At 67.8% G+C, this 12,636-nt stretch carries 9 protein-coding genes; 6 read left to right on the top strand and 3 right to left on the bottom strand.

Annotated elements, in window-relative coordinates; translation table 11 throughout:
• The first annotated feature begins 18 nt into the window (after positions 1-18).
• From DA1_RS07455 to DA1_RS07435, 5 genes are all read left to right on the top strand, one after another.
• Positions 19-1,314, top strand: coding sequence for a Zn-dependent hydrolase (locus tag DA1_RS07455; protein ID WP_034397461.1), 1,296 nt, complete (start codon positions 19-21; stop codon positions 1,312-1,314).
• Positions 1,311-2,777 (top strand): M81 family metallopeptidase, encoded by a 1,467-nt coding sequence (locus DA1_RS07450; RefSeq protein WP_034397463.1) that lies wholly within the window; start codon positions 1,311-1,313, stop codon positions 2,775-2,777. The genes DA1_RS07455 and DA1_RS07450 overlap by 4 nt, the downstream gene beginning before the upstream one ends.
• Before the next feature lie 208 nt (positions 2,778-2,985).
• On the top strand, positions 2,986-5,295 hold the full coding sequence (locus DA1_RS07445; protein WP_012207827.1) for an NADP-dependent malic enzyme: 2,310 nt from the start codon (positions 2,986-2,988) through the stop codon (positions 5,293-5,295).
• A gap of 309 nt (positions 5,296-5,604) precedes the next feature.
• The gene (locus DA1_RS07440) at positions 5,605-6,024 is read left to right on the top strand and encodes a guanyl-specific ribonuclease (RefSeq protein WP_034397466.1); all 420 of its coding nucleotides are present in this window, start codon (positions 5,605-5,607) and stop codon (positions 6,022-6,024) included.
• Between the two features lie 149 nt (positions 6,025-6,173).
• On the top strand, positions 6,174-6,599 hold the full coding sequence (locus DA1_RS07435) for a barstar family protein (RefSeq protein ID WP_013804792.1): 426 nt from the start codon (positions 6,174-6,176) through the stop codon (positions 6,597-6,599).
• Positions 6,600-6,684: 85 nt separating this feature from the next.
• Here the strand turns inward: DA1_RS07435 and rsmA are convergent, their stop codons facing one another.
• The 3 genes from rsmA to DA1_RS07420 form a co-directional block, all read right to left on the bottom strand.
• Positions 6,685-7,452, bottom strand: a complete 768-nt coding sequence (gene rsmA, locus DA1_RS07430) for a 16S rRNA (adenine(1518)-N(6)/adenine(1519)-N(6))-dimethyltransferase RsmA (RefSeq protein WP_034397468.1) — start codon at positions 7,450-7,452, stop codon at positions 6,685-6,687.
• A gap of 76 nt (positions 7,453-7,528) precedes the next feature.
• Positions 7,529-8,956 (bottom strand): peptidylprolyl isomerase, encoded by a 1,428-nt coding sequence (locus tag DA1_RS07425; RefSeq protein WP_013804794.1) that lies wholly within the window; start codon positions 8,954-8,956, stop codon positions 7,529-7,531.
• A gap of 41 nt (positions 8,957-8,997) precedes the next feature.
• Positions 8,998-11,433, bottom strand: coding sequence for an LPS-assembly protein LptD (locus DA1_RS07420; RefSeq protein WP_155294332.1), 2,436 nt, complete (start codon positions 11,431-11,433; stop codon positions 8,998-9,000).
• Positions 11,434-11,525: 92 nt separating this feature from the next.
• Between DA1_RS07420 and DA1_RS07415 the strand changes: the two genes are divergently transcribed.
• On the top strand, positions 11,526-12,623 hold the full coding sequence (locus DA1_RS07415) for an aminoglycoside phosphotransferase family protein (protein WP_034397472.1): 1,098 nt from the start codon (positions 11,526-11,528) through the stop codon (positions 12,621-12,623).
• Positions 12,624-12,636 lie beyond the last annotated feature (13 nt).

Raw genomic sequence — 12,636 nt, 5'->3', positions numbered from 1 at the left:
CATTCCCAGGAGTCATTCATGGATCTCAGTACCCCTTTTGCAGCCACCGCCGTTGCGGCCGGGCTGCGCACCGACGGCGCCCGCCTGTGGCAATCGCTGATGGACCTGGCGCGCATAGGCGCCACACCCAAGGGCGGCGTGTGCCGCCTGGCGCTGACGGACCTGGACCGCCAGGGGCGCGATCTCTTCGTGCAGTGGGCGCGCGAGGCCGGCTGCAGCATCCGCGTCGATGCCATCGGCAACATCTTCGCGCGGCGCGCGGGCCTGGATGATGCGCTGCCGCCCGTGATGACGGGCAGCCACATCGACACCCAGCCCACAGGCGGCAAGTTCGACGGCAACTACGGCGTGCTGGCCGGGCTGGAGGTGCTGCGCACGCTCAACGATGGCGGCGTGCGCACGCGTGCCCCGGTGGAAGTGGCCGTGTGGACCAACGAGGAAGGCTCGCGCTTCGTGCCCGTGATGATGGGCTCGGGCGTGTTCGTCAATGCCTTCACGCTGGAGCATGCGCTGGCCCAGCGCGATGCCCAGGGCGTGAGCGTGGACGAGGCGCTGCGCGCCATCGGCTATGCCGGTCCGGCCGGCCCGGCGCCTGCGGTGGGCGCGTATTTCGAAGCCCATATCGAGCAGGGCCCGGTGCTGGAAAACCATGAACGCGTGATCGGCGTGGTCAGCGCCGCGCTGGGCCAGCGCTGGTACGACGTCAGCGTGCAGGGCATGGAGGCCCATGCCGGCCCCACGCCCATGGAGCTGCGCCACGACGCCCTGCTGGCCGCCAGCTGTATCGTGGCCGAGGTCAACCGCATCGCCCTGGACCGCCTGCCGCATGCGCGCGGCACCGTGGGATCGCTGGAGGTGTTTCCCAACTCGCGCAACGTGATCCCGGGCGGCGTCAAGCTCAGCGTGGACCTGCGCGCGCCGGACGACGGCCAGTTGCTGGACATGGATGCCGCACTGCGCGCGGCCTGCGAGCGCATTGCCGCCGCACGTGGCGTGACCATTGGCGTGGAGCAGGTCGTCTACTTCCCGCCCCAGCCCTTCACGCCACACCTGGTGGAGGCCGTGCGCACCAATGCCGCCGACCTGGGCTACAGCGCCATGGACGTGGTCAGCGGCGCGGGCCACGATGCCGTCTACCTGGCGCGCGTGGCGCCTGCCGCCATGATCTTCGTGCCCTGCGCCGACGGCATCAGCCACAACGAGATCGAGGACGCCGAGCCCGCCCACCTGGAGGCCGGCTGCAACGTGCTGCTGCGCGCCATGCTGGCGGCCGCGGGCGTGGTGCAGGCAGCGGACGGCGGGGTGCCGGCATGAAGATCCTGATTGCCCGGCTCAACCACGAGACCAATACCTTCTCGCCCGTGCCCACGCCCATCGAGGCCTTTGCGCCCACCTATGGCGAGGCCGCCTATTCGGCCAACAAGGGCATGCGCACGGCCATGGCCGCCTTCATCGACCTGGCCGAGGCGGCGGGCGCCACCCTGGTCACGCCGGTATCGGCCACATCCAATCCCAGCGGCCCCGTGCATGCGGCCGCCTACGACGAACTCACGCGCCGCATCGTGGCGGCCGCGCCGGGCTGCGATGCCATCTTGCTGGACCTGCACGGCGCCATGGTGGCCGAGAACAGCGCCGACGGCGAAGGCGACCTGCTCGAACGCGTGCGCGCCGCCGCACCCGGCGTGCCCGTTGGCGTGGCGCTGGACCTGCACGGCAACATCACCGAAAAAATGGTGGGAAATGCCGACGTGATGGTGGGCTTCAAGACCTACCCGCACATCGACATGTACGAGACCGGCGAGCACGCGGGCCGGCTGCTGCTGGACATGCTGGCCGGCCGCGCGCGCTACGCCGTGTGCTGGCACCGCCTGCCCCTGATGAGCCACACGCTGCGCAGCACCACGCTGGACGGCCCCATGCTGGACGCCGTGAACGCAGCGCGCGCCCTGGAAGCGGAGGGCCTGCCGGCGGTCTCGGTGTTCGGCGGCTTCTCGCTGGCCGACATCGCCGCGCCCTGCGTGAGCGTGGTCGCCACCTGCAGGACCGATGAGCGCGCGGCCACCCAGGCGAGCGTGGACGCGCTGGCCGCCCGGATCTGGCAGCGCCGGGCCGACTTCATCTACCGCAGCGAGCCGCTGGCCGATTCGCTGCGCCGCGCCCAGGCCCTGGCCGAAGGCGCCGACCGCCCCGTGCTGCTGCTCGACCATGGCGACAACTGCATGTCCGGCGGCACCTGCGACACCATGGACGTGCTGCAGACCGCGCTGGAGCTGGGCCTGTCAGGCATTGCCGTGGGCCCGCTGTGCGACCCCGAAGCCGTGGCCTCGCTCACGGCGGCCGGCGAAGGCGCCGAGGTGGAGATCGCGCTGGGCAACAAGGTCTCGCTGGAACGCATCGGCCTGCACAAGCAGCCGATGCGGCTGCGCGGCACGGTGCGCGCCGTCAGCGACGGCGCATACACGGTCAGCGGCCCCATCTACACGGGCCAGCGCTGCCACATGGGCCGCACGGTCTGCCTGGACACGGGCGCAGCGCAGATCGTGATCACCGAGCAGACGCACGAGCCCTGGGACCTGGGCGTGTTCCACTGCGTGGGCATGGACCCGACGCGCTTTCGCTTCGTGCTGCTCAAGTCGCGCATGTACTGCCGACCCGTCTTCGTGCCGCTGTCCGCCGGCCTGGTCGAGTGCGACAGCCCCGGCGTGACCACCTCGGACTATTCGCGCTTTCCGTTCGCCCGGGTCAGCCGCCCGGTGTTTCCGCTGGACGCCATCTGATGGATGCCAGGTGATTGCCCGGCTTTGCGGCGGCGCGCAAGCAAAGACCGCCGCCGCTGCGGGGCATTGGGCAACCAGGCATCACAACAGTTTCACAGCAGGGCCCGGCTATTGCCTGTCGGCCTACAATCGGTTCCCCCCTACCTCGGCCGACGGCACGCGGGCTGATCCGCGCGTGCGTTGGCCATGCCTTCGCTGGAGACGCTTGATGTCCGACAACACGGCCCCGACCCCTTCCGATAAACGTGCCCAGCTGCGCCGTGCCGCACTCGAATACCACGAGTTTCCCAAGCCCGGCAAGTTGACCATCGTGCCGACCAAGCCCATGGCCAACCAGCATGACCTGGCCCTGGCCTACTCGCCCGGCGTGGCAGCGCCCTGCGAAGAGATCGTCAAGGACCCGGCCGCCGCCTTCAAGTACACGGCGCGCGGCAACCTGGTGGCCGTGATCTCCAACGGCACCGCCGTGCTGGGACTGGGCGACATCGGCGCCCTGGCCTCCAAGCCGGTGATGGAAGGCAAGGCCGTCCTGTTCAAGAAGTTCGCGGGCGTGGACGTCTTCGACATCGAGATCAACGAGAAGGACCCGCAAAAGCTGGTCGATGTGATCGCCGCGCTGGAGCCCACCTTCGGCGCCATCAACCTGGAAGACATCAAGGCACCCGAGTGCTTCTTCGTGGAGCGCGAGCTGCGCCGCCGCCTGAAGATCCCCGTCTTCCACGATGACCAGCACGGCACGGCCATCACCGTGGCAGCAGCCATGGTCAACGCGCTCAAGGTGGCCGGCAAGAAGATCGAGGAGGTCCGTCTCGTGGCCTCGGGCGCGGGCGCCGCTGCCCTAGCCTGCCTGAACCTGCTGCTCAAGGTCGGCCTGCGCCGCGAGAACGTGTTCGTCACCGACCTGGCCGGCGTGGTCTACGAGGGCCGCACCGAGCTGATGGACGAGGACAAGGCCCAGTTCGCGCGCGCCACCGAGCTGCGCACGCTGGGCCAGGTCATTGAAGGCGCCGACGTCTTCCTGGGCCTGTCGGCCGGCGGCGTGCTCAAGCAGGACATGGTGGTCAAGATGGCCGCGCGTCCGGTGATCTTCGCGCTGGCCAACCCCAACCCCGAGATCATTCCCGAAGACGTGAAGGCCGTGCGCAGCGACGCCATCATCGCCACGGGCCGCTCGGACTACCCCAACCAGGTCAACAACGTCCTGTGCTTCCCGTACATCTTCCGCGGTGCCCTGGACTGCGGCGCGACCACCATCACCACCGAGATGGAAATCGCCACCGTCCACGCCATCGCCGAACTGGCCCAGGCCGAGCAAAGCGAGGAAGTGGCGGCCGCCTACGTGGGCGAGCAACTGACTTTCGGCCCTGAGTACCTGATCCCCAAGCCCTTCGATCCGCGCCTGATGATGAAGATCGCATCGGCCGTGGCACAGGCCGCCGCCGAGTGCGGCGTGGCCCAGCGCCCGATCCAGGACATGGATGCCTACCGCGCCCACCTGCAGACCTTCGTCTACGCCTCGGGCACGATGATGAAGCCGCTGTTCGCCGCGGCCAAGAAGGCCGCCAAGAAGCGCGTGGCCTACGCCGAGGGCGAGGAAGAGCGCATCCTGCGCGCCACGCAGATCGTGGTGGACGAGCGCATTGCGCGCCCCACGCTGATCGGCCGCCCGGCCATCATTGCCCAGCGCATCGAGAAATTCGGCCTGCGCCTGAAGGAAGGCACGGACTACGACGTGGTCAACGTTGAGCACGACGAGCGCTACCGCGACTTCTGGCAGACCTACCACCGCATGACCGAGCGCAAGGGCATCACCGTGCCCATCGCCCGGATCGAGATGCGCCGCCGCCTGACCCTGATCGGCTCCATGCTGCTGCACAAGGGCGAAGTCGATGGCCTGATCACCGGCACCTGGGGCCAGACATCGCACCACCTGCAGTATGTGGACCAGGTGATCGGCCGCCGCGCCGGCGTGCAGACCTATGCCTGCATGAACGGCCTGCTGCTGCCCGACCGCCAGGTCTTCCTGGTGGACACCCACGTCAACTACGACCCCACGGCCGAGCAGCTGGCCGAGATCACCATCATGGCCGCCGAGGAAATGATGCGTTTCGGCGTCAAGCCCAAGGCCGCCCTGCTGTCGCACTCCAACTACGGCTCCAGCAACCAGCCCAGCGCCGTCAAGATGCGCCAGACCCTGGAGCTGCTGCGCGAGCAGGCCCCGTGGCTGGAAGTGGACGGCGAGATGCACGGCGACGTGGCCCTGGACGGCAAGGCCCGCGCCCAGCTCATGCCCAACAGCACGCTGCTGGGCAACGCCAACCTGCTGGTCATGCCCAACATCGACGCGGCCAACATCAGCTACAACCTGCTCAAGCAGGCCGCCGGCGGCGGCATTGCCATCGGCCCCGTGCTGCTGGGCGCCGCCCGTCCCGTGCACATCCTCACGCCGAGCACGACGGTGCGCCGCATCGTCAACATGACGGCGCTGACGGTGGCGGACGCTAACGCTAATCGTTAAGCACCCCCTGAGCGGCTTCGCCGCTTCCCCCTCTCTCGCTTCGCGGGAGGGGGACGACACCCTCGCTGCGGGGCGGCCCTTGCTCGGTGTCCCTCGTTTTGGCCGCGCGCGTTTTTGAGGCAACGGGCGGCATTTGCATTGAATAGAAGGCAACTCAGGCGCAGAGTTGCCTTCTCACTGTTCAATCCCCAGACATTTCCTTGGTCAAGCTGCCTGTTTTTTGGGCAGAACTTGCATTTTGAGGGGTGTTCCGTCACACTAGCGGGTCGAGATTTCAGGGCTTCCCTGGATTTCTGAAAGGTGTAGTTGATGCTGAAGGCAGCCGCCGCCAAGGCGTACCAGTCCGGTCTAGCGCTCATCGTCGGGGCCGCCTTTGTGCTGTCGCCCTCGCTCGCTGATGCGCGCCGCTCGGCGCCCGAGAGCGTGGAGACGACAGCGGCCGTGGCCACCGTCACCCTGTCCGAGTTGCCGCGCGAAGGCCGTTCCACGTATACGCTGATCCTGCGCGGCGGGCCTTTTGCCCACGACAAGGACGGCACAGTGTTCGGCAACCGCGAGCGCATCCTGCCGCGCCAGTCGCGCGGCTATTACCGTGAGTACACGGTGCGCACGCCCGGTTCGCGTGACCGTGGGGCCCGCCGCATCGTCTGCGGCGGAGAGCCCCAGCAGCCCGATGCCTGCTACTACACCAGCGACCACTACAGCAGCTTTCGCAAGATCATCGAATGACCTCGACCCAGTCTCTACAGCCAGTTCGACCCTCCGTGTCCGACGCAGTGCGCTGGCAGGGGTCTGCATTTCATCCACAGCCCAGGGATGCCGAAGGCCATGAGCCCGTCCCCGCAGGCCACATCCACGTTAGAGAAAGAGCCACGGAGATGGATGCACCACTTCGTAAGATCCCCGACACCCCTTTGCGGAACGTGCGCGCCAACATCGTGCAGTCGATCCGCGCCTACAGGGTGGAGGATCTGCAACAGGCGGCCGAGACGCTGGGGTGCCATTTTCTGTATGCCAACCTGGCCCATGCGCAGACCAAGGCCGACATCCTGGAACTGCTGGCCACGCAGTTCTTCTTCCCCGCGCATTTCGGCAAGAACTTCGACGCGCTCTACGACTGCCTGACCGACCCCATCCACAAGGCCGGCCCGCAGCCGGGCTTTGTGCTCGTGCTCGACCAGATCCCGACCACGCCCAAGTTCGACAAGGAAGTGCGCGAGCAACTGCTGGACAGCTTCCGCGACGCGGCCGAGTACTGGGCCGAGCGCAAGATTCCGTTCCGCTGCTTCTACTCGTTCCTGTAAGCGCAGGACATTGATTGCCCAGAGCCCACAGCGCCCAATCGGGCGCTGTGGGCTCTGTCGGCGCTGCAGTCGCTGGGCGCCGTGCCTAGGCGCGCGTGAACCGGGCGGCGAGTGCTTCGTATTCGGACACCGGCACTTCCTCGGCGCGGCGCTGCAGGTCGAATTCCCCGTCAAAGCCCTTGGCTTCAAGCCAGCGCCCCAGCGTGTTGCGCAGGATCTTGCGCCGCTGGCTGAAGGCCACCTGCACCATCTCCTCCAGCAGCTTCGCGTCCAGGGCCGCCGGCGCCTCGCGCGGGACCATGCGCACGACGGCGCTGTCCACCTTGGGCGGCGGATTGAAGCTCTCGGGCGGCACGTACAGCACGCTCTCCATCGCATAGCGCCACTGCAGCATGACCGTCAGCCGCCCATAGGCGGCTGTGGAGGGCGACGCCACCATGCGGTCGATGACCTCCTTTTGCAGCATGAAATGCTGGTCCTCGACCACGTCCACCTGCTCGAGCAGGTGAAAGAGGATGGGGCTGGAGATGTTGTAGGGCAGGTTGCCCGCAATGCGCAGCTTGGGCACGCCCAGGCGCGCGGCAATGGCACGGAAGTCCACCTTGAGCACGTCGGACTCGACCACGTCGAGCTGCTCGTGCAGGCGCAGGCGCACGGCCAGGTCGCGGTCCAGCTCGATCACGGTGAGCCGGCCCAGGCGTTCGACCAGGGGCTGGGTCAGGGCCATCAGGCCCGGCCCGATCTCGACCATGGACTGGCCCGGCCGGGGGTCGATGGCGCTCACGATGCCGTCGATGATGCCGTCATCGGTCAGGAAGTTCTGGCCGAAGCGTTTGCGAGGAATGTGTTTCATAGAAAAAGCAAGGCGGTGCGCCATGGCACCGCCTTCCATTGTGGACTGCCGCAGCCGCAGCTGCTCGGGGGGTGTCTTATTGCGGAGGCTCGCGGTACTCGACATAGGCGCGGCCACGCAGTTCCTGAAGCCAGGTCTGGTAGTCGGTTTCGAGCTTGCGCTCGCGCACCACGTTGCGCACCATGTCGCGCTGCTCGCGCGGCGTCAGCGCAGCCTGGCGGCGCTCGATGAGCTGGATCAGGTGCACACCGAAGCGCGAGACCAGCGGGTCGCTGACCTGGCCGGGCTGCAGCGCATTGAGCACCTGCTCGAACTCGGGCACGAACTGGCCGGGCGAGGCCCAGCCCAGGTCGCCGCCGTTGCGCGCGCTGCCGTCCTGCGAGAACTCGCGGGCCAGCGATTCGAAGCTGGCCTGGCCGCTGTCCACGCGGCGCTTGTAGTCGGCCAGGCGCTTGGCGGCATCGGCCTCGGTCATCTGGTCGCCAATGCGCAGCAGGATGTGGCGCGCATGGTTTTGCGTGACCACGGACGGCATGCCAGCCTGCGACTTCTCCAGCACCTTGAGCACGTGAAAGCCCGCGCCCGAACGGAAGGGGCCGACGATGCCGCCCTGCGCCGTCTGGCCCACGGCCTTGGTGAACAGCTCGGGATAGCGGTCCAGCGGGCGCATGCCCATGGCGCCGCCGCCCTGGCCGTCGGGCACATCGGAGAACTCCTTGACCACGGCCAGGAAGTCGCCTTGCGTGCGGGCGGCCTCGGCGGCCTGCTTGGCGCGGGCCTCGCGCTCGGCCACTTCGGCGGGGCTGGCGTTCTCGGGCACGGAAATCAGGATGTGGCCCAGGTTCACGGCGGCCGGTGCCTTGTCGGCACCGCCGCTGCGCTGCTCAGCCAGGTAGCGATCGATGTCGGCATCGGTGACGCGCACGCGGCCGTCCACATCGCGCTCGCGCAGACGTTGCAGCGTGATCTGGCGGCGCAGCTCTTCGCGGAACTGCTTTTCGTTCACGCCTTCGGCCCGCAGGCGGGACTGCAGGCCCGCCTTGTCCAGGCCGTTTTGCCGCGCCACATTGGTCAGCGCCTGGTCCACGGCGTAGTCATCCACGCGCAGGCCCGTGTCCTTGGCTTCCTGCAGCTGGGCCTTTTCGACGATCAGGCGCTCCAGCACCTCGCGGGCCAGCAGCGCCTCGGGCGGCATCTGGCCGCCCTGCTCGGCAATGTTCTGCGCCACGCGCGCCATGCGGGCACGCACTTCGTTGTTGGTCACCGGCTCGGAGTTGACCACGGCGACGATGTAGTCGGCCGAGCGCACGCCTGCCTTGGCGCCGCGATCGCGCGACGAGGGCAGGTTGGTGGCGTCCAGCGCACGCGAGACGGAGGCATCGCCAGCCTGGGGCGCCCTGGACTGGCCCGGAACACGCAGGCCTTGCGCCTGGGCTGTGGTGGCCAGCAAGGCCAGCGCCACAGCGGCAGCTGCGCAGCAATGGGTCTGGGAAAGAAAACGCATGGGAGAGATGCCTTGCAAAAAGCGTGTTTGGAGCGTTGGCTCTAATCGTAGTTGGTGAAGCGGCTGGGAGGCGTCACGGACTCGCGCAGGTACTGGTAGCGCGGCACATTCTGCTTGAGGCTGCGCTGCGGGTCTGCACCCAGGCTCAGCCGCGAGAAGCCGACGAACTCGATCTGGAACAGCAGCCGGGTGTTGGACTGGGTGATGGAGCTTTGCAGGCGCTCCAGCACCACGCGGCCAATCCAGCAGCAGCCGTCGTACTCCAGCCCGACCACGGTATCGACGAGCTTGCGGTCCTTCAGGCTGTAGTTCAGCCGGCCCACCGTGTACCAGCGCCCGCCGCCCTGGCCACGGCCAGCGCCCAGGTCGCGCCCCTTGTCGCCCCACAGGTCGTTGATGGGCCATTGCCAGCCCACATCGACCAGCTTGCTGGCGTCGGTACGCGCCACGGTGTCGTACTGGGTACGGTAGGCCACGTTCACCGTGCGGTAGGAGCTGGGGCTGTAGCGCGCACCAAAGGTGGTACGCACCGAGCGGTTGAGGTCGCGGTTGTACTGGGTCGTGCCTTCGGTAGACCAGGCATCGGTCCAGTTGATGGCCGCACCCAGCAGCACGTCGGACAGGCGGCTGGTGGCCGGCACCTCGCCGGGCAGGATGACCTTCTGGTCGGAGAAACGCACGCGCTGCGCAATGCCGAAGCGCGCCTTTTCCGCACCCGTGGCCCCGTCGATCAGGCGCGTGGTCGCGCCCAGGGTCAGCAGGTGGTTGTCGGCAATGCGGTCCTGGCCGTTGTAGTCGTTCTCGGAGTAGATGCTCGCGAAGTTGAAGTCGTTGCGCGCCGTGTCATACAGCGGCAGAAAGCTCTGGTCGCGGTAGGGCGTGTAGGTGTAGAAGGCGCGCGGCTCGAAGGTCTGCAGCAGCTGGCGGCCGAACAGCGTGGTGTCGCGCTCGAACACCAGCCCGCTGTCCACGCTGACCGTGGGCAGCGTGCGCGAGGCATTGCGGCTGCCGTTGCTCATCAGGCTGTCCACCTGGTAGTTGCTGGTGTGCAACTGGATCCTGGGCGTGATGAAGGCGCCCGGCGACAGGAAGGGGCGGCTCACCTGGGCCAGCATGTAGCTGCGCTGGCCGTTGTTGTAGGTCATGCCGGCCAGGGGCTTGTCGATCTCGAAGCGCGTGGTGTCGGCCACAAAGCTGAAGTCCAGGCCGTGCGGCAGGTCCAGCGGCGTGTAGCGCCATTGCAGCTGCGGCTTCATGCCGTAGGGCGGGGCAATGGGCGCCGATGCATCCTGCATGGTCTGCCAGTACAGGGTGCGCAGGGTCAGCACATTGTCGCCACGTGCCCAGGACAGGTTCACATCGTTGGGCAGCAGGCGCTCGCGCAGCGATTTCGCGGCCAGCGGGAAGTCACGCCAGTAGTTGTCGTCGCTGACGCGGTTGAGGTTCATGTTCAACCCCAGGCCACCGATGGGCGAGTCGATGACGCCCCGGTGCTGCAGCGAGTAGGCCCAGCGGTCCCGGTCACGCTGGCGGTCGCCGGGCATGTAGGCCGCATAGGCCTCGCCCGAATAGGTCGGCTCCAGGTAGCGGAACTGGGCGCCCAGGTTGACGCCGCGCTTGCTCATGACCGAGGGATACAGGGTCATGTCGCGGTTGGGCGCAAGGTTCCAGTAGTAGGGCTGCGTGTATTCGATGCCGCTGAGCTTGTCCAGGCCCATGGTGGGAGGCAGCAGGCCCGACTTGCGCTTGTCCGACAGCGGAAAGCTCATGCGCGGCACGGGCAGCACGGTCACGCCCTTGAACTGCAGGGCCGCGCCCTCGGCCACGCCCACTTCCTCGGCCATATCGATGTGCAGGGTCCGGGCGCGCAGCATCCAGGCCGGCTCCCAGCTGGCCTCGTCGTCGCGCTGGCAGGTGGTGTAGGTGGCATCGTGGACCACGGCATGGTCGCGGTCGATGAAGTCCACGCGCGAGGATTTGCCGTAGGCGCCATTGGCCAGGAAGCGATATCCGGCGTTGTCGAAAAAGCCCTTGAAGGCATCGACCTCCAGGTCCAGCTGCGTGCCCTCGTAGACATTGCCGGCCTGGTTGATGTGCACCGCGCCCGAGGCATTGACGCGGTCGTCGGGCACCTGGTACTCGAGCCGGTCGGCGCGGATCATGGTGTCGCCACGGCGCAGTTCGGCATTGCCCTCGACCACCGAGTTGATGTCCGGCTGGCCGCTGAGCGCGTCACCGCGCACATAGACGGGCTGCTGGGAGCGCACTGCCTCGGGATAGGTTTCCTGCATCAGCGTGCTGGGACGCAGCGGGCGGACTTGCTGCAGCCGGCCTTCGTCGGCTGCAGCGGGCTGGGCCTGGGCCATCGTGGAGCCACCGGCCCATGCGAGAGCCACAAGCCAGGCCAGCGGGCGTACAGCGGGGCGCGCGGGCGCGCGGGCAGCCAGCGGATCGGGGAGCGGCGGTCGGAGGTACACGGTGGTCAACAGCGGCGGGTGGACAAAGGCGCAAGCCTAGCATCACCGCCGGGCATTCGCCGGGGTGGCGGTTTGTAGAATCGCGATTATCCATGAGCCATCCAAACACCCCCACGGCCGGCGTTGTCTGGGCCGACCCCGCCCGCCACGCCGCCTTCGACGCCTGGCTGGCCCCGCTGTCCGCCCGCCACGCGCTGCGCCCCGAAACCCTGCGCCCTGCCTCGGCCGATGCCAGCTTTCGCCGCTATCTGCGCCTGGACACCAGCGCGGACGCCAGCCTCATCGTCATGGATGCCCCGCCGGACAAGGAAGATTGCGCGCCCTTCGCCAAGGTGCAGGCGCTGATGGCCTCGGCCGGGCTGGCCGTGCCGCAGATCCTGGACTGGGATGCGGCGCACGGCTTCATGCTGCTGTCCGACCTGGGCGGCCACACCGTCATCGAGGCGCTGGACCCGGAAAAGCCCCAGGACGCGGAAGCCTGGTACCGCTCGGCGCTGGAGGTGCTGCTGGCCTGGCAGACCGCCTCGCGCCCCGACGTGCTTCCCGCGTATGACGACGCGCTGCTGCGCCGCGAGCTGCAGCTGTTCCCGGACTGGTACATCGCGCGCTACCGCGAGACCGTGCTCGACGACAGGCAGCAGGCCACGCTGGCCAAGGCCTTCGACCAGATCGTGGCCCACAACCTGGCGGCACCCAGCGTCTTCGTGCACCGCGACTTCATGACGCGCAATCTCATGCAGCCCGTGACCGCCAGCGGCCCGCTGGGCGTGCTGGACTTCCAGGATGCGGTCTATGGCCCGGTGACCTATGACATCGCCAGCCTGCTGCGCGATGCCTTCATCAGCTGGGAAGAGGACTTTGTCATCGACATTACCGTGCGTTACTGGGAGAAGGCGCGCAAGTCGGGATTGGTCGGCGCGCGCAGCCAAAGCGGCTGGGGCGACGATTTCGGTGAGTTCTACCGGGGCGTGGAGTGGATGGGCCTGCAGCGCCACCTCAAGGTGGCCGGCATCTTCGCGCGGCTGACGCTGCGCGACGGCAAGCCCCGCTACCTGGCCGACGCGCCGCGCTTCATCCACTACATCCGCTCCATCTGCAGCCGCTACCGCGAGCTGACGCCGCTGCTGCGCCTGGTGGACCAGATCGAAAACATCCAGCCCCAGGTCGGCTGGGCCTACGGGCGCGTCTGAGAACGGATACGCC

It is taken from the genome of Delftia acidovorans NBRC 14950, from assembly GCF_001598795.1.
GTDB classification, from domain to species: Bacteria; Pseudomonadota; Gammaproteobacteria; order Burkholderiales; family Burkholderiaceae_C; genus Comamonas; species Comamonas acidovorans.
Note: the sequence above shows the minus strand (reverse complement) of the source record. Positions and strands in the feature narration are given on the sequence as shown.